This is a genomic window from Methylopila turkensis (assembly GCF_027922325.1).
Classification (GTDB): Bacteria; Pseudomonadota; Alphaproteobacteria; order Rhizobiales; family Methylopilaceae; genus Methylopila; species Methylopila turkensis.
The window spans coordinates 391,411-407,398 of sequence record NZ_BSFL01000002.1 but is presented as its reverse complement, the minus strand read 5'-3'; the positions used below and the strand labels follow the sequence as shown (position 1 = coordinate 407,398).

The window sequence follows — 15,988 nt, the reverse complement described above, 5'->3', positions numbered from 1 at the left end:
CAGTCACGTCGCGAGACGTCAAGCGCCGGAAGCCGGCGCCGGTCGCCCTCAGCGAATCATTTCTTCTTCATCGGCAGCAGGCCCTCGCGCTGCGCGCGCTTGCGGGCCAGCTTGCGGGCGCGACGGACGGCTTCCGCCTTCTCACGCGCCTTCTTCTCGGACGGCTTCTCATAATGACCGCGGAGCTTCATTTCGCGGAAGATGCCTTCGCGCTGCATCTTCTTCTTCAGGGCCTTCAGGGCCTGGTCGACATTGTTGTCGCGGACGAGAACCTGCACGTCGTGCCTCGGGTAGCGTTTGTCTCTGGGCGGACGGTCGCCGCGGACGGCGCCGGAAGCAAAAAACAAAAGGCCGACGCCCGCTGGTGTGCGAACGCCGCCATCGTCGGCGAAGCGTTTACCAGAGGGCTCAGGGGTTGTCTACGCGGATCGAGGCCTTATGCGCGCGAGGCGTCAGCCGATCGTCACGCGCGTGACGTGGCCCATCTTGCGGCCGGGCTTCGGCTCGCCCTTGCCGTAGAGATGGACGGCCGCGCCGGGCTCGGCCAGCAGCTCGCGCCAGCCGTTCGCCTCGGCGCCGAGCAGGTTGGTCATGACCACCCGGCCGCGTGTCGCGGTCGAGCCCAGCGGCCAGCCGGCGACGGCGCGCACATGCTGCTCGAACTGGCTGGTCTCGGCGCCCTCGATGGTCCAGTGGCCGGAATTATGGACGCGCGGCGCGATCTCGTTGACGACGACCTTCTCGCCGGTCGGCCCTTCGACAAGGAACATCTCGACCGCGAACACGCCGACATACTGGAAGGCGTCGGCGATCCTGCGCGCGATCGCGACAGCGGAGGCCGCCGTCTCCGGCTTGATCGCCGCGGGGACGTGGGAGGAGCGCAGGATGTGGTTCTCGTGGCGGTTCTCGACCACGTCGAAAGCCGCGAACGAGCCGTCGCGCCCGCGCGCCGCCACCACCGACACCTCGGCGCGGAACGGCACGAAGGCCTCGAGGATCGCCGGCTGGCCGTTCATCATGGCGAGCGCCTGGTCGAGGCCGAGGCCCTCGCGCACCAGCACCTGGCCCTTGCCGTCATAGCCGAAGCGGCGCGTCTTCAGCACCGCCGGCCGGCCGATCGCGCCGACGGCGGCGGCCATGCTGGCGCGGTCGTGCACCTCCGCGAAAGCGGGCGTCGGCAGGCCGAGGTCGCGCAGGAAGGTCTTCTCGGTCAGCCGGTCCTGCGTGGTCGCGAGCGCGCGGGCGTCCGGGAAAAGCGGGCTGTGCGAGGACACCAGCTCCGCGGTCGCGGCCGGAATGTTCTCGAACTCGTAGGTCACGACGTCGACGCTGTCGGCGAACAGCGCGAGCGCGGCCTCGTCGTCGTAGTTCGCGATCGTGCGCTCGGCCGCGACGTCGAAGGCGGGGCTGTGCGGATCGGGCGAGAACACGTGCGCCTTGAGCCCGAGCGGGGCCGCGGCGAGCGCGATCATGCGGCCAAGCTGGCCGCCGCCGAGAATGCCGATCGTGGCGCCGGGGGCGAGGGGCGTCTCGGTCATGTCAGGACTCCGTGGGCCGGTCGGCCACGCCGTCGGTCTGGGCGGCGCGCCAGGCGTCGAGCCGCTCCGCGAGGCCCGCGTCGGTCAGCGCGAGCACGGAGGCGGCGAGCAGGGCGGCGTTGACCGCGCCGGCGCGGCCGATCGCGAGCGTGCCGACGGGAACGCCCGCGGGCATCTGGACGATCGACAGCAGGCTGTCGAGGCCGGACAGCGTGTGCGACTGCACCGGCACGCCGAACACCGGCAGCGGCGTCATCGCCGCGACCATGCCCGGCAGGTGGGCGGCGCCGCCCGCGCCGGCGATGACGACCCGGAAGCCTTCGTCCCTCGCGCCCTTCGCGAAGGCGACCAGCCGGTCGGGCGTGCGGTGCGCGGAGACGATGCGCGCGTCGTGCGCCACGCCGAGCGCCTTCAGCGTCTCGGAGGCGTGGCTCATGGTCGCCCAGTCGGACTGGCTGCCCATGACGATGGCGACAGGGGCCGCCTCGGCGCGGTCTTCCGCGACCATCGTTCGTAGCTCCGTGCGTGAGAAGGGATGGCCGGACGATAGGCGCCGCGGCGCCTGCGCGCAAGCAGGCCTTAGGATCGTGGCGCGTTGACGCGGCGGGCCGGGACGGGTCTGCTCGGGCGTGCGAGCCGCCCGCAGAGGCGTCCGCGGGAAACGTCGAAAAGGGAGGATGCGTCGATGAACCTCGCCGCAAAGCTGCGCCGCCGCGCCGCCGAAGGCCGGTCGGTCCGGGTCGGGCTGATCGGGGCCGGCAAGTTCGGCTCCATGTTCCTGTCGCAGGTCCGCACGACGCCGGGGCTGCACCTCATGGGGATCGCCGATCTCTCCGTGGCGCGGGCGAAGGCCGCGCTGGCGGCCACCGGTTGGGACGCCGAAGCCGCCGTCGCCGGTTCGTTCGAGGCGGCGCGCAAGGGCGGCGGCGTGATGCTGACCGAGGATTCCGAGGCGCTGATCCGCGCCGACGGTCTCGACGTCGTGATCGACGCCACCGGCAGCCCCGCCGCCGGCTGCCGCCACGCTCTGCTCGCCGCGGAGAACGGCCGGCACATGGTCATGGTCAACGTCGAGGCCGACGTGCTCGCCGGCCCCTATCTCGCCGACGCGTTCGCGCGCGCAGGCCTGGTCTACTCGCTCGCCTATGGCGACCAGCCGGCGCTGGTCTGCGAGATGGTCGACTGGGCGGAGGCCTGCGGCTTCCGGGTCGTGGCGGCGGGCAAAGGCACCAAGTACCTGCCTGCCTACCACGCCTCGACGCCGGACACGGTGTGGGACCATTACGGCCTCAGGGCCGAGGAGGCGGAACGCGCGGGCATGAACGCGCAGATGTTCAACTCCTTCCTCGACGGCACCAAGTCGGCGATCGAGATGGCGGCGATCGCCAACGCCACCGGGCTCAAGGCTCCGAAGGAGGGACTCGCCTTTCCGCCCTGCGGCGCGCACGACCTCGCCCAGACGTTGAGGCCGCGGGCGGCCGGCGGCGTGCTGGAGGAGGCCGGCATGGTGGAGGTGGTGTCGAGCCTGGAGCGCGACGGGCGGCAGGTCATGAACGACCTGCGCTGGGGCGTCTATGTGGTGTTCGAGCCGGCGGACGAGGGCCCGCGGGGCGACTACGCCCGCAGGTGCTTTCGCGAGTACGGGGTCAGCGTCGATCCGTCCGGCCGCTACGCCTCGCTGCACCGGCCGTCGCACCTGATCGGGCTGGAGCTCGGCGTCAGCGTCGCCGCGGCCGCGCTGCGCGGGGAGGCGACCGGCGCCCCGACCGGCTTCCGCGCCGACGTCGCCGCCTGCGCCAAGAAGCCGCTCCGCGCCGGCGAGACGCTCGACGGCGAGGGCGGCTTCACCGTCTGGGGCAAGCTGATGCGGGCCGAGGATTCGCTCGCGCGCGGCGCGCTGCCGATCGGGCTCGCCCACGGCGTGCGGCTTGTCCGCGACGTCGCGGAAGGCGCCGTGCTCGGCTGGGACGACGTCGCGATCGGGGACGGGATCGCCGTCTCGACGCGCCGCGCGATGGAGCGCTGGGCGGCCGGCGCGGCGAAAGCGGCGGAGTGACCGCCGTCAGGCGATGATGTCGGGCGTGAGCTGGTCCTCGAGGAACGACATCCGGTCCTTGAGCCCCAGCTTGCGCTTCTTCAGGCGCTGGATCTGCAGCCGGTCGCCGGCGCCGACGCGCTCGAGCGCCTCGATGGCGGTGTCGAGATCGCGGTGCTCCTCCTTCAGGCGGGCAAGCTCTTCCCGCGCCGCCAGCTCTTCGGCCCGCGCGTCGTCTTCCCGTCTCGCCATCGACCCCCGTCCATGCCACGCCACGCGCCGTTCCGGCGGAGTATCGCCGGGCGGCCGGCGCCGGGCAAGGGCGGCCTGGGAGTCGCGCAAGTGTGATCTAAAGTCGACGCGCAAGAAGGTTCGACAGGGCCGGTCGTTCGTGACATGCTCATGACGTCAAGACCAGACGAGGGAGACGTGCTTCATGTCCATCGAGTCGCATCTTGTTGAGCTGGAGAAGAAGCATCGCGCCATCGAGCGTGAGATTGAACTGGAACTCGCTCATCCGAATACGGATGATGTCAAGGTTACGACGCTGAAACGCAAGAAATTGCGGATCAAGGATGAGATCGTAAGGCTGGCCCCAACGGCGGCTACGGTCCACTAGCCTTCCACGAAGCCCCACTCATCTTCGCTACGATGCGCCGTCGACCTGCAGGGCCGGCGGCGTTTTCATGTCTGATGCATAATGGCGACAGGTCCCGAGGATCGCGCGCGGCGCGGCTTGCGGAGCGATTCGCTTACGGGTATTTACGTAGCCATTCGGCTTGAACCTTTGGTCTGGAGGGACGTGCATGACAGCGATCATCGCCTTCGCCGCCTCCGGCCGGCCGCCCCGCCGCTAGGCCAGATCTGCGCGCGGCCCGCCGCGGCGCCCGCCGAATTTCCTTCGCTTCATCCGTGATGTTTCACTGCGTGGCGTGATAGCCGCGTCGGCACGTCGCCGTCGCGGATGCACGCCTCCGCGCTTTGTTTCAGGAGCCGGCCCGCGTCCTCGCGCGGCCGGGAGCCGTCATGACCGTTTCGACTTCCCTCAGGGACGCGCCGTTCGCGCGCTCCATGCGTTTCGTTTTCGAGCATTGGGCCCGCCAGCCCGGCCGCGTGGGGCTGATCGCCGGCGCGATCGCGCTCGCGACGCTGGCCGACGTCGCCATCCCGGTGTTCGCGGGGCGGCTGGTGGACGCCTTCGCGAGCGCCGACCGCGACGCGGGGCTCGACGCCGCGCTGTGGTCGTTCGCGGCCATCGTCACGCTGTCGGCGATGATCGCGGGCTTCCGCGCGCTCGCCTTCATGACCGTCATCCCGATGACGCAGACCATCATGAGGGACGCCGCGGCGGAAGCTTTCGCGCGGGTGCAGCGGCTCTCGACCGACTGGCACGCGAACAGCTTCGCGGGCTCCACGGTGCGCAAGGTCACGCGCGGCATGTGGGCCATCGACCAGTTCAACGACCTGCTGCTGATGGCGCTCGCGCCATCGCTGCTGGTGCTGGTCGCATCCACCGCGGTGCTGGCGGCGCACTGGCCGCTGATGGGCTTCGTCACCCTCGTCGGCGCCGTCGCCTATGTCGCGACGACGGTCTCGATCTCGCTGCTGTGGGTCGCGCCGGCGGCGCAGCTTTCGAACGCCTGGGACACGAGGCTCGGCGGCGTGATGGCCGACGCCGTCACCTGCAACGCGGTGGTGAAGGCCTTCGGCGCCGAGGCGCGGGAGGAGCGCCGGCTCGGCTTCGTCATGGACAAGTGGAGTCGGCGGACGACGCGGACCTGGCGGCGCGGCACCTGGAACGGCGTGCTGCAGAACCTCATCCTGATGCTGCTGCGCGCCGCGACGCTCGGCCTCGGCGTCTGGCTGTGGTGGACGGGGCAGGCGAGCGCGGGCGACGCGGCCTTCCTGCTCACGATGTTCGCGGTGATCCACGGCTATCTGCGCGACGTCGGCATGCATGTCGCCGACCTTCAGCGCGCGGTGAACGACCTGCAGGAGCTGGTCGAGTTGCACGGCGTTCCGGTCGGCGTAGAGGACCGGCCGGGCGCGGCGCCGATCGTGGTCGGGCAGGGGCGGATCGCGTTCGAGAACGTGACGTTCCACTATTCCGGGCACGCGACGCCGCTCTACCGCGACCTCTCGGTCGTGATCGAGGGCGGCGAGCGGGTCGGTCTCGTGGGCCGTTCCGGGTCAGGCAAGACCACCTTCGTCAAGCTGGTCCAACGCCTCTACGACGCGACCGCCGGCCGGGTGACGATCGACGGGCAGGACGTCGCGCAGGCGACGCAGGCGTCGCTCAGGGCGCAGATCGCGATCGTCCCGCAGGAGCCGACGCTGTTCCACCGCTCGCTCGCCGAGAACATCGCCTACGCCCGACCGGGCGCGACGATGGCGGAGATCGAGCGCGCGGCGCGGCTCGCCAACGCCCACGGCTTCATCTCGAAGCTGCCGAAGGGCTACGGCACGCTGGTCGGCGAGCGCGGGGTCAAGCTCTCGGGCGGCGAGCGCCAGCGGGTCGCGATCGCCCGCGCCTTCCTCGCCGACGCCCCCGTGCTGATTCTGGACGAGGCGACGTCGAGCCTCGATTCGGAATCGGAGGCGGCGATCCAGGAGGCGATCGAGCGGCTGATGGTCGGCCGCACCACGGTCGTCATCGCGCACCGGCTGTCCACCGTGCGCGCCATGGACCGCATCCTGGTGTTCGACGCCGGCCGGATCGTCGAGCAGGGCGACCACGACGCGCTGGTCGCGCGCGATGGCGGGATCTACCGCCGCCTGTTCGAGCGCCAGACCGGGGAACTGGCTGAGGTCGTCGCGGCCTGACGGCCGGGCGGCGGCTGCGCGGGCTCTCGGGGCTCGGCGGTCGCCACCCGCGATTGACGAGGGCTGCGGCCGCGGTCCACAAGCCTATCCCGCCATCGTTCCGGTGCGCTTCCGACCGAAGGACCCCCGGCCCATGCCGATCGCCAGCATGACAGGCTTCGCGCGCGTCTCGGGCGGGCTCGGCGACGCCCGCTGGACCTGGGAGATCCGCAGCGTCAACGCCAAGGGGCTGGACCTGCGGCTGCGCACCCCGCCGGGTTTCGACGCCATCGAGCCGGCGGCCCGCGCCGCCGCGGCCGCGCGGCTCAAGCGCGGGACCGCTCATGCGACGCTGACCTTCGCCGGCTCCGCGCGGGCCGTGGAGGCGCGCGTCAACGAGGCGGCGCTCGCCGCGGTGCTCGCCGCCGCGGCCGCGATCGCGGCCCGGTTGCCGGACGCCGCGCCGCCGACGATCGACGGCCTGCTGGCGCAGCGCGGCGTGGTCGAGCTCGTGGAGGCGGACGAATCGCCGGAGGAGCGCGCGGCGCTCGAAGCCGCGGCGCTCGCCGATTTCGAACGCGCGCTCGACGAGCTCGCCGCCATGCGCGCCGCCGAGGGCGCGGCGCTCGACGCCGTGCTCGCCGAAAGGCTGTCGTCGATCGCCGAGCTCACCGCGCGCGCCGACGCCTGCCCCGCGCGCGGCCCCGAGGCGGTGCGCGCCCGGCTCGCCGAACAGGTGGCCGCGCTGCTCGGCGCCAGTCCCGCGCTCGACCCCGACCGCCTCCATCAGGAAGCGGCGCTGCTCGCCTCCCGCGCCGACATCCGCGAGGAGCTCGACCGGCTCGCGGCCCACGTGGCCGCGGCGCGCAAGCTGCTGGAGGAGGGCGGCGCCGTCGGCCGCAAGCTCGATTTCCTGGCGCAGGAGCTCGGCCGCGAGGCGAACACCCTGTCCGCCAAGGCCAACGACCGCAGCCTCTCGGCGATCGGCCTCGAGCTCAAGGCCGTGGTCGAGCAGTTCCGCGAGCAGGTCCAGAACGTGGAGTGAGCGCGATGACGAGCGAACCTGCAGTCGCCAAGAAGGATATGGTCCGCCGGGGCGTCGTGCTCGTGCTGTCGTCGCCGTCGGGCGCCGGAAAGTCCACGCTGACGCGCGCCCTGATGGACAAGGCCGAGGGGCTGAACGTCTCGATCTCGGTCACGACCCGCGCCCGCCGCGGCAGCGAAATCGACGGGGTCCACTACCACTTCATCAGCCAGCGCCAGTTCGAGTCGATGCGCGACGCGGGCGAACTGCTGGAATGGGCGACGGTGCACGGCAACAGCTACGGCACCCCACGCAAGCCGGTGGAGGACGCGCTCGCCCGCGGACAGGACATCCTGTTCGACATCGACTGGCAGGGCGCGCTGCAGGCGCGCGAGGCGATGCCGGACGACGTAGCGAGCGTGTTCGTGCTGCCTCCTTCCGCGGCCGAACTGCGCCACCGTCTGGAGAGGCGCGCCGAGGACGCCCCCGAGGTGATCCTGCGCCGGCTGAGGAACGCGGCGGTCGAGATCGCGCGCTGGACCGAATACGACTACGTCGTCATCAACGACGACCTCGATCGCTGCTTCAACGAGATCCGCTCGATCCTCGAGGCGGAGCGGCTTCGGCGCTCCCGTCGCGTGGAGACCGGCGAGTTCGCCAACCGGCTGGCGGCCGAACTCGCCGAGACGCTGATCTGACGGCCGGTCAGGCCCGCGTCGCGACCCAGGCGTTGGCGAGCGCGACGAAGCCCTCGACCGGAATCTCCTCGGCCCGGCGGGTCGGCTCGATCCCGGCGGCGTCGAGCAGCGCCGAAGGGTCGCCGAGGCTCTTCAGGCTCTGGCGCAGCATCTTGCGGCGTTGGCCGAAGGCGGCCTGCGTCACGGTTTCGAGCGCCTTGACCGCGCAGGGCAGGGGCTGCGGCCTCGGCTCCAGCCGCACCACGGAGGACACCACCTTTGGCGGCGGGGTGAAGGCCTGCGGGTTCACGTCGAAGGCGATCTTCGCCTCGCAGCGCCAGCCGCACATCACCGCCAGCCGGCCGTAGGCGCCGTCGCCCGGCCGCGCCACGATGCGCTCGGCCACCTCGCGTTGGAACATCAGCGTCAGCCCGTCCCACCAAGGCGGCCAGCGGTCCGCCGCGACCCATCCCAGCAGCAGCGGCGTCGCGACGTTGTAGGGCAGGTTGGCGATCACCCGCGCCGGGCCGTCGCCCGCGAGCGCGCCCATGTCGACCTCGAGCGCGTCGCCCTCGACCACGTCGAGTCGGCCGGGATAGCGCGCGGCGATCTCGGCGAGGGCGCCAAGCGCGCGGGCGTCCTTCTCGATCGCGATGACCCGTCCGGCGCCCTCCGCCAGCAGCGCGCGGGTCAGGCCGCCGGGGCCGGGCCCGACCTCGACCACCGTCACGCCCTCCAGGCGGCCGCCGGTGCGGGCGATGCGCGCGGTGAGGTTGAGGTCCAGCAGGAAGTTCTGGCCTAGCGACTTCTTCGGCGCGAGGTCGTGCCGCTGGATGACGTCGCGCAACGGCGGCAGATCGTCGATCGCGCTCACGCGAGCGCCGGCTCCCGCGACAGCCGCCGCGCGAGGACGAGCGCCGCGAGCAGGCTCGCGGGATCGCCGACGCCCGTGCCCGCGATGTCGAAGGCGGTGCCGTGGTCGGGCGAGGCGCGCACGAAGGGCAGGCCGAGCGTCACGTTCACCGCGCGGTCGAACGCCAGCGTCTTCACCGGGATTAGCGCCTGGTCGTGATACATGCAGAGCGCGGCGTCGTAGCGGGCGCGCGCCGCGGCGTGGAACATGGTGTCGGCCGAGTGCGGGCCGGTGGCCATGATCCCCTCAGCCTTCAGCCGGCGGACGGCCGGGGCGACGACCGCCTCGTCCTCGGGGCCGAGCAGGCCGCTCTCGCCCGCATGCGGGTTGAGGCCGGCGACCGCGAGCCGCGGCGCGTCGATGCGGAAGCGCCGGCGCAGGTCGCGCGCGACGATGCGGCCGGTCTCGACGATCTCGTCTTCGGTCAGGAGCGCCGGAACCTGGTTAAGCGGCACATGCACCGTGACCGGCACGACCGCGATCTCCTCCGCCCACAGCAGCATGACCGCGCGGGCGGGCGCGCCCCACAGCGTCGCGGCGAGATGGCCGAGATATTCGGTGTGCCCGGGATGCGGAAAGCCGGCCTCGGCGAGCGGGGCTTTGGCGATCGGCGCGGTGACGAGCGCGGCGCAGCGCCCGGCGTGGACCAGCTCGACGCCGACCCGGATCGCGGCGACCACGGTCTCGGCGTCGCGGGGGTCGGGGCGGCCGGGCTCGGCGCGGCAGCGGCGGCCGACGGGCGTCACGGGGAAGCGCTCGGCGAACACGGCGGCGGCGGCCTCGGGCTCGACTTCCGCGATCGGGACATCGATCCCGAGCAGCGCGGCGCGCTCCGCGTAGACCGCGGGGTCTCCGAGCGCGGCGAAGGCCGGCGTCGCGCGGGCGCGGCGCTCGCTCCAGAGCCTGAGCGCCAGGTCCGGTCCGATCCCGGCCGGCTCGCCCATGCTGAGCGCGAGCGGACGGCCGAGGTCGGCGGGCGCGGTCATCCCTGGCTGAGAACCTGGACGATCGCGCGCGACTTGAGCTGCTGCAGATACTTCTTCGCCTGCTCCTCGAGCTCCTTGCCGCCGGTGTCGTCCATGGCCTGGCGACGGAGGATGTTGTCGTCGGCGATGTCCTTGCGCTCGCAGACCGCGATCATCTCGAGGCCTTGCTCGCCGCGCTCCGGCGCGGTCAGGGAGCCGAGCTTGACCTTGGACAGGTTGTCGTTGAGCTCCTTGCCGAGCGACGCGGAGGAGCGCGTCACCGGCTCCTTCACGGCGACGTCGCGCAGGCTGGTCGCGAACTGCACCGCCTGGTCGCAGCCGGGGAAGCGGGCGCGGGCGGCGTTGGCCTCGGTTCGGCGCTGGTTCACCTGGGCCTCGGTCGCGCCCTTCGGCAGCACGAAGATCACCTGGCGCAGCGTGTACTGGATGGCGCGGTTGTCGATCTGGCCGCCGCGGTTGGCGGCGGAGGCGATGGCGGTCTTTTCGCGGGCGGCGGCCTGCGCCGCGAACTTGCGGCGCACGAGCATCGCCCAGGTCATCTCCGCCTTCAGCCGGCTCTTCAGCGTCTGCGCGCTGACGCCGCGCTGGCCGATCGCCTGCGTGAACTGGGCCGGGGTGAGCTTGGTGCGCTGCGCGATCGAGGCGAAGGCGGCGTCCACCTGCGCGTCGCTCGCCTCCATGCCGTAGCGCTTCGCCTCAGCGACCTTCAGCTTCTCGTCGATCAGCTCATCGCGGGCGGCCGCGACGCCGCCGCCCTTGCCGCCGCCGGCGAGCGCGATCAGCGCCGCCCGGCTCTTGATCTCGCTCGACAGGATCGGCTGGCCGTTGACGACCACCGCGACCGACTGGGCGCGGGCGGGCGCGGCCGCGGCGGCCAGGCAGGCTAGGGCGACGAACAGACGAAGACGCGTCGACATGGCTAGGCGGTCCCACTTGATCCCCGGCGTCGCGCGGCCTCCCCACGAAACCACGCGCAGCAACGGCGTCTTTTTCCGGCGCGACGGCGCCTGCGTCAACCGCGACGCCCGTCGGGGCCGTTCACTGAAGGGTGTTGGCGCGGCTGGATTCGCTGTCGAAGACGTCCGACGACGAACTCGTGGAGGCGCTGACCGAGCCCAGCGTCCGCAGATCGACCCGCAGCAGGAACCGGTGGTCGATCGAGTCCAGCCGGCTCGCGCTGGTGTCGACGTCGTATTCGCGGATGTAGTCGAACGCGAGCGAGATGCAGTCCTGGATGTTGTTGACGCCGAAGCCGACCTGGGTGCGGTCGAATTCGTTGCGGTCGAAGTTGTAGCGGGCGCCGCCCCCGACATAGAGGTCCTTGGTGACGAACACCCGGGCGCCGGCGAGCACGCCTTCGCGGATGTCGTCGTAGCCGAGCTTGGCCTGCCTGTCGTAGCGCCCGTAGGCGACGTTGGCCTGGAAGCGGTCGAGCGTGGCGCGGCCCTCGATCTCGGCGGAGCGCACCGCGAAGCTGTCCTCGTCGAGGCGGAAATGCGTGCCGATCGCGAAGTTCGTGGTCGGCACGATCGTGAAGCCGGCGACGTAGTCCGACCGCGTGGTCTCAAGGCCCGAATCGAGTCCGGTGCGGGTGGCGTCGAGCCCGCCCTTCTCGAACGAGTTGCGGCCGAACAGGTGATAGGACTGGCCGAACATGACGTTGAACATCGCGCCGCTGTTCGTCGTCAGCGTGTACTGCAGCCCCACATTGGCGCGGCTGCCGCCCTCGACGCGGTCGTAGCCGGAGAACTTGTCCCAGGCGAACAGCGTGGTGTCGTCGAAGGTCAGGCTCTGGGCGTCCTCGTTCGGCAGGTCGCCGATGTTGGTCTCGTTCGGACGCAGCAGGATCTGGGCGATCGGCTCGATCTGGTGGGTGCCGTAGCTGCTCTGGGCGACGAAAGGGTAGCGGTATTCGAGCCCGACGCCGGCCATGCCGCGCAGCAGCGCGTCCTGGCCATTGTCGAGGAACGGCCCGAGCCGGGCGTCGTCGTCCGGGTTCGTGTAGATCAGGTCGCCGCGCACGAAGGCGAACGGCGTCCAGACCTGCCCGATCGGGTCGATGAAGCGGCGGCGCCACTGCGCGTCGGCGGAGAGGCGACTGTAGGTGCCCGCGGCGCCGATCACGGCGACGTCGTTGCGCGGACCGACGCCGAGACGGCCGCGGCGGTACTCGCTCTCCTCGCGGTAGAGGCTGGTCGCATTGAGGTTGAAGGCGAGCTCGCCGCCCTGGACCGGATCCTCGAACACGTAGTTGTAGTCGAGCACCGGCGCGACGTTCGGCAGGCGGTCCTGCCGGTCGAAGCGGGTCATGCCGTAGAAATGGTAGCCGCGCAGGTCGAACCAGCTGCGGTCGCCCTGGCCCTGCAGGTAGAGCGTGGAGACCGCCGTGCGGCTGCTGCCCCACAGGCTGTAGTCGCCGCGCACCCACTTGTCCGAGTACAGGTTGACGTCCCAGCCGAACGCCCACTTGTCGTTGATGTCGAACCGGCCTTCGGTCGAGAACGCCCAGCGGTTCTTCTTGTCGCCGGGACCGACCGTCAGGCTGTTGGGGTCAGACGAATCCAGCTTGTCGTTAAACTCGTCCGCGTCAAGCTGGTGGATGCCGGCCGCCCGGATCGAGTAGGCGCCGTCGATCAGGCGGTGCCGGAACTCGCCCTTCATCATCACGCCCTGCTTGGACGTGAACATCGGCGACAGCGTCGCGTCCATGTTGGGCGCGATCGCCCAGAAGTACGGCGTCTCGATCGTGTAGCCGATGTCGGAGGCGTGCCCGACGCTCGGCGCGAGGAACCCGGACTTGCGCTTCACCGACGGATCGGGATGCGAGAAGAACGGCAGCCACGCGATCGGATGGCCCCACAGCTCGAAGGTGGCGTCCTCGTAATAGACCATCTTCTCGTCTTCGCGGAAGATGATGCGCTTGGCCTTGATCTGCCAGAGCGGCGGCTTCTCGGGGTTCTCCCGGCAGGGCTCGCAGGCGGTGTAGACGCCGCGGTCGAACACCGAGAGCTTGCCCTCCTCGCGACGCCCGCGGGCCGCGGCGAAGCGCGTCCGGTCGGTGGTCTGGACGCGCAGCGAATCGACGAATCCGTCGCGGAAGTCGTCGGTCAGGTCGAGGCTGTCGGCGTAAACGATGGTGCCGTCGCGCTCGGTGAGCTTGACGTTGCCGGCCGCCCGCACGCGGTTCTTCTTCTGGTCGTAGATCACCCGCTCGGCCTGCAGGGCGCGGCCGTCATAGTAGATGTCGACCGGCCCGACCGCGGTCACGACCTCGGTGTTGTAGTCGTAGACGAGCTCCTTCGCCTCCATCAGCATCCGCGCGTTGGGATCGCGGCGCTGGAGCGAGCCGCCGTCGACCACGGCGCCGCCGCCGAGGGCGTTCGGCAGCCCGCGCGACTTGGCGTTCTGCTGCTTGGGCGGGGCGGGGATGAACTCGTTCGCGACCTGCGCGGACGCGGTCGCGCCGAGCGCGAGCAGCGAGGCGGAGCCAAGAAGCGAGAGCGCTGCGATGCGGGACGTCAGCACGGCGACAGGCCGCGCCTTCCGCGCGCGATGGAGAGCGGAGCGGCGCGTAGCGAGCGTCATCCGTCCTCCTGATTCAACAACACGGTGACGCTCATAAGACATCCGACGATCGCGGGCAGCCAGGCCGCCGCAACGGGATGCATCAAGCCCGCCGCCCCCAGATCGTCGGCGAACTCGGTGACGACATAAAGCACGAAGCCTGCGGCCACGCCACCGAGAATCGTCCGCGCCACGCCGCCGAAGCGGAAGAAGCGCAGCGCGACCGTCGCCGCTATCAGCACCATCGCGATCAAGAGGGCCGGACGGGCGAGAAGCTCTTGCAGTTCAAGCTCGTGCCGGAGCGGCGAAAGCCCGGCGCGGCTTGCGAGCGCGATGGCCTCGGGCAGGTTCCAGAAGCCCACCATGGTCTTCGCGCCGAGGGTCTCGCGCACCTGCGCGGCGGAGAGATTCGTCGCGAGTCGGTAGCGCGGCAGCACCTGGGGCTCGCGCCCGACCGCTATGACGCGCGCCTCGTCCAGGTCCCATGCGTCGGCGACGAGCCGCGCGGTGCGGGCCTCGATTCGCTCCCGGAACTCGCCGTCGGGCGTGAAGCTGAACACGGTCACGCCGTTCAGCGTGACGCCGGAGCTCGAGGCGGAGCTGGCGCGGATGATGGCCTGGCCATCCATGCTGCGCTGGCGGATCCAGCGCGCCTGGGTCGAGGTCGATCCGCCGGCGCCGAACAGCCGGCTCTCCATGCGTTCGGCGCGGTCCTGCATGTGCGCGGCGATCGGGTTGAAAGCCGCGGTCGCGACCACGCCGACCAGCGTCGCCACCGCGACCGCGGGCGTCAGGAACTGCCAAGCCGAGACCCCGCTTGCGCGCGCGATCACCAGTTCCAGCCGGCGGCTCAGCATGACGAAGGCGCCGAGGGCGCCGAACAGCACGGCGAAGGGCAGCACCCGCTCCACGATCGCCGGCACGCGGTGCAGCGAGAGGTTGGCGATCGTCGCGATCGAGGCGTTGGAGGCGTCGCCCGCGCGCCTGAGCAACTCGATGAAGTCGATGACGAAGACGAGCAGCAGCGAGCCCGCGATCACCGCGACGATCGTCGTCGCGACCCGCGCCGCGAGGTAGCGCGCGAGCGTGCCGGTGACGGCGTTGACCCCCGTGCTCATGCGCGCGCCGCCGTGACCGCGCCGGATGCGCCGGAGCGCGGACCCGCCGCGCGGGGCCGCCGGAAGGCGAAGCCCAGCGCCGCCGCGCCGGCGAGGATCGGCAGCGCGTAGACGGCGGCCACGGCCCAGGCGCTGGAGACCAGCAGATTGGTCACGCCGAGCCCGGCGATGCGGGTCGCGGCCACCGCCCCGATCGCCGCGAGGATCGCGGTCGCCCGGCTCTGACGCGTCGTCCGTGGGCGGCCGAGGGCGGCGAAGGCGATGAGCATGAACGCGACCGGATAGAGCGGATTGACCAGCCGCTCGTGAAGCTCCGCCCGGAAGCGCCCCGGCTGCGCCTTGTAGGCGCTGTCGTTGGCGTCCGGAGACATCAGCTCTGAGGTGTAACGCTCGCGCGGTTTATAGGACGTGACCTCGCTCGCGCCCGTGAACGGCGAGAGGTCGAAGGCGTAGCGCTGGAACACCACGATCGCCGGGTCCTTGGCCGCGGATTCCCGCCGCTGCACGGAACCGTCCTCCAGCACGAGGAAGGTCGAGCCCCGCTCCTCAACGATCTGGCCGCGCTCGGCGAGGTAGGTCACCTCCTGCGGCGCGTCGCGCGCGTCCTGCACGAAAATGCCGAGCAGCGCGCCGCCGCGGCGCTCGCGGACATGGACGACGAGGTTGTTCTCGATCCGGGTGAACTGGCCCTCGCGCAGAATGTTGGCGACCACGTCGGCGCGGACCTGGGTGAGCTGCGTCCGGAGCAGGCGCAGCGATTCCGGGATCGCCCACACGCTCATGAGCCCGACGAAGATCGACACGATCAGGGCGAGCACGAGCAGCGGCCGCAGCAGACGGCCCGGACCGACGCCGGCCGCGCTCATCACCACGATCTCCGAATCGCCGTTCAGCCGGTTCAGCGCCCAGGCGGCCGCGCCGAACAGCGCGACCGGCGCGAGAATCACGGAAAGCGACGGGATCGTCAGGCCGGTGATCGCGAAGAAGATCCAGATCGTCTGGCCCTTGGCGGTGACCAGGTCGAGTTCGCGCAGCGCCTGCGTGGTCCAGATCACGGCCGTCAGGATCACGAGGATCCCGATGAAGGCCTTGGCCGTCAGCCCGAAGATGTAGCGTTCGACAAGCGGCATACCGTCTGACCAGGCGCACGGCCGCCGCGGCGGCCGTGAACGCGTCTCCCACGTTCACTTGAAGGCCGGATCGCGCGTCCACGCAAGCGCGCCGTCTGCGCGACGCGGTCGCGGACGCTGGAAGGCGGCGGACCTGTCGTATAGATGTGACGCCGACGCTTAGCCCACGGGCCTCCCTCCGCCCGCCTTCGTTTCTCAAGG

At 71.1% G+C, this 15,988-nt stretch carries 14 protein-coding genes and 1 pseudogene; 5 read left to right on the top strand and 10 right to left on the bottom strand.

What is annotated here, in order from left to right:
- Positions 1 to 59 precede the first annotated feature (59 nt).
- The 3 genes and pseudogenes from rpsU to purE all read right to left on the bottom strand — a co-directional run.
- Positions 60 to 278: pseudogene (gene rpsU, locus PKE78_RS08555) on the bottom strand (30S ribosomal protein S21); the annotation flags it as partial.
- A gap of 174 nt (positions 279 to 452) precedes the next feature.
- Positions 453 to 1,538 carry a 5-(carboxyamino)imidazole ribonucleotide synthase gene (locus PKE78_RS08550; RefSeq protein WP_271200449.1) on the bottom strand — a complete coding sequence of 362 codons (1,086 nt, stop codon included), beginning with the start codon at positions 1,536 to 1,538 and terminating at the stop codon, positions 453 to 455.
- Between the two features lies 1 nt (position 1,539).
- Positions 1,540 to 2,046: a 5-(carboxyamino)imidazole ribonucleotide mutase gene (gene purE, locus PKE78_RS08545; RefSeq protein ID WP_271200448.1), complete on the bottom strand. Its 507-nt coding sequence runs from the start codon at positions 2,044 to 2,046 to the stop codon at positions 1,540 to 1,542.
- A 177-nt stretch (positions 2,047 to 2,223) separates the two neighbouring features.
- On the opposite strand from purE, the gene PKE78_RS08540 reads away from it, so the two are divergent.
- The gene (locus PKE78_RS08540) at positions 2,224 to 3,594 is read left to right on the top strand and encodes an NAD(P)H-dependent oxidoreductase (protein ID WP_271200447.1); all 1,371 of its coding nucleotides are present in this window, start codon (positions 2,224 to 2,226) and stop codon (positions 3,592 to 3,594) included.
- Between the two features lie 6 nt (positions 3,595 to 3,600).
- On the opposite strand, the gene PKE78_RS08535 is transcribed toward PKE78_RS08540, so the two are convergent.
- A complete protein-coding gene (locus PKE78_RS08535; RefSeq protein WP_271200446.1) occupies positions 3,601 to 3,825 on the bottom strand; it encodes a YdcH family protein in 225 nt (74 codons plus the stop codon).
- 184 nt (positions 3,826 to 4,009) lie between these two features.
- Here PKE78_RS08535 and PKE78_RS08530 point away from each other — a divergent pair, with 184 nt between their 5' ends.
- The 4 genes from PKE78_RS08530 (at position 4,010) to gmk (ending at position 8,097) form a co-directional block, all read left to right on the top strand.
- The gene (locus PKE78_RS08530; protein WP_271200445.1) at positions 4,010 to 4,192 is read left to right on the top strand and encodes a YdcH family protein; all 183 of its coding nucleotides are present in this window, start codon (positions 4,010 to 4,012) and stop codon (positions 4,190 to 4,192) included.
- Between the two features lie 407 nt (positions 4,193 to 4,599).
- Complete coding sequence (locus PKE78_RS08525; protein ID WP_309299097.1) at positions 4,600 to 6,396, top strand: ABC transporter ATP-binding protein; 1,797 nt, start codon at positions 4,600 to 4,602, stop codon at positions 6,394 to 6,396.
- Positions 6,397 to 6,529: 133 nt separating this feature from the next.
- Positions 6,530 to 7,420: a YicC/YloC family endoribonuclease gene (locus PKE78_RS08520; protein ID WP_271200444.1), complete on the top strand. Its 891-nt coding sequence runs from the start codon at positions 6,530 to 6,532 to the stop codon at positions 7,418 to 7,420.
- A 5-nt stretch (positions 7,421 to 7,425) separates the two neighbouring features.
- Entirely contained in the window at positions 7,426 to 8,097 is a 672-nt protein-coding gene (gene gmk, locus PKE78_RS08515; protein WP_271200443.1) for a guanylate kinase, read from the top strand.
- A gap of 7 nt (positions 8,098 to 8,104) precedes the next feature.
- Here gmk and rsmA read toward each other — a convergent pair whose 3' ends face one another.
- From rsmA to lptF, 6 genes are all read right to left on the bottom strand, one after another.
- The gene (rsmA, locus tag PKE78_RS08510; protein ID WP_271200442.1) at positions 8,105 to 8,950 is read right to left on the bottom strand and encodes a 16S rRNA (adenine(1518)-N(6)/adenine(1519)-N(6))-dimethyltransferase RsmA; all 846 of its coding nucleotides are present in this window, start codon (positions 8,948 to 8,950) and stop codon (positions 8,105 to 8,107) included.
- On the bottom strand, positions 8,947 to 9,975 hold the full coding sequence (gene pdxA, locus PKE78_RS08505) for a 4-hydroxythreonine-4-phosphate dehydrogenase PdxA (RefSeq protein ID WP_271200441.1): 1,029 nt from the start codon (positions 9,973 to 9,975) through the stop codon (positions 8,947 to 8,949). The genes rsmA and pdxA overlap by 4 nt, the downstream gene beginning before the upstream one ends.
- Positions 9,972 to 10,892: a SurA N-terminal domain-containing protein gene (locus PKE78_RS08500; RefSeq protein ID WP_271200440.1), complete on the bottom strand. Its 921-nt coding sequence runs from the start codon at positions 10,890 to 10,892 to the stop codon at positions 9,972 to 9,974. The genes pdxA and PKE78_RS08500 overlap by 4 nt, the downstream gene beginning before the upstream one ends.
- Positions 10,893 to 11,013: 121 nt before the next feature.
- Positions 11,014 to 13,560 (bottom strand): LPS-assembly protein LptD, encoded by a 2,547-nt coding sequence (locus PKE78_RS08495; RefSeq protein ID WP_271200439.1) that lies wholly within the window; start codon positions 13,558 to 13,560, stop codon positions 11,014 to 11,016.
- Positions 13,557 to 14,657, bottom strand: a complete 1,101-nt coding sequence (gene lptG / locus PKE78_RS08490) for an LPS export ABC transporter permease LptG (RefSeq protein WP_271200438.1) — start codon at positions 14,655 to 14,657, stop codon at positions 13,557 to 13,559. Before lptG ends, PKE78_RS08495 begins: the two co-directional genes overlap by 4 nt.
- Positions 14,654 to 15,787 (bottom strand): LPS export ABC transporter permease LptF, encoded by a 1,134-nt coding sequence (gene lptF, locus PKE78_RS08485; RefSeq protein WP_271200437.1) that lies wholly within the window; start codon positions 15,785 to 15,787, stop codon positions 14,654 to 14,656. Before lptF ends, lptG begins: the two co-directional genes overlap by 4 nt.
- Positions 15,788 to 15,988 lie beyond the last annotated feature (201 nt).

What these genes read in the sequence shown, in the direction of transcription:
- PKE78_RS08500 (WP_271200440.1), bottom strand. Translation starts at nt 10,892, where the DNA reads ATGTCGACGCGTCTTCGTCTGTTCGTCGCCCTAGCCTGCCTGGCCGCC.
- PKE78_RS08495 (WP_271200439.1), bottom strand. Translation starts at nt 13,560, where the DNA reads ATGACGCTCGCTACGCGCCGCTCCGCTCTCCATCGCGCGCGGAAGGCG.
- PKE78_RS08540 (WP_271200447.1), top strand. Translation starts at nt 2,224, where the DNA reads ATGAACCTCGCCGCAAAGCTGCGCCGCCGCGCCGCCGAAGGCCGGTCG.
- PKE78_RS08525 (WP_309299097.1), top strand. Translation starts at nt 4,600, where the DNA reads ATGACCGTTTCGACTTCCCTCAGGGACGCGCCGTTCGCGCGCTCCATG.
- lptG (WP_271200438.1), bottom strand. Translation starts at nt 14,657, where the DNA reads ATGAGCACGGGGGTCAACGCCGTCACCGGCACGCTCGCGCGCTACCTC.
- PKE78_RS08520 (WP_271200444.1), top strand. Translation starts at nt 6,530, where the DNA reads ATGCCGATCGCCAGCATGACAGGCTTCGCGCGCGTCTCGGGCGGGCTC.
- lptF (WP_271200437.1), bottom strand. Translation starts at nt 15,787, where the DNA reads ATGCCGCTTGTCGAACGCTACATCTTCGGGCTGACGGCCAAGGCCTTC.
- PKE78_RS08550 (WP_271200449.1), bottom strand. Translation starts at nt 1,538, where the DNA reads ATGACCGAGACGCCCCTCGCCCCCGGCGCCACGATCGGCATTCTCGGC.
- purE (WP_271200448.1), bottom strand. Translation starts at nt 2,046, where the DNA reads ATGGTCGCGGAAGACCGCGCCGAGGCGGCCCCTGTCGCCATCGTCATG.
- PKE78_RS08530 (WP_271200445.1), top strand. Translation starts at nt 4,010, where the DNA reads ATGTCCATCGAGTCGCATCTTGTTGAGCTGGAGAAGAAGCATCGCGCC.
- gmk (WP_271200443.1), top strand. Translation starts at nt 7,426, where the DNA reads ATGACGAGCGAACCTGCAGTCGCCAAGAAGGATATGGTCCGCCGGGGC.
- PKE78_RS08535 (WP_271200446.1), bottom strand. Translation starts at nt 3,825, where the DNA reads ATGGCGAGACGGGAAGACGACGCGCGGGCCGAAGAGCTGGCGGCGCGG.
- pdxA (WP_271200441.1), bottom strand. Translation starts at nt 9,975, where the DNA reads ATGACCGCGCCCGCCGACCTCGGCCGTCCGCTCGCGCTCAGCATGGGC.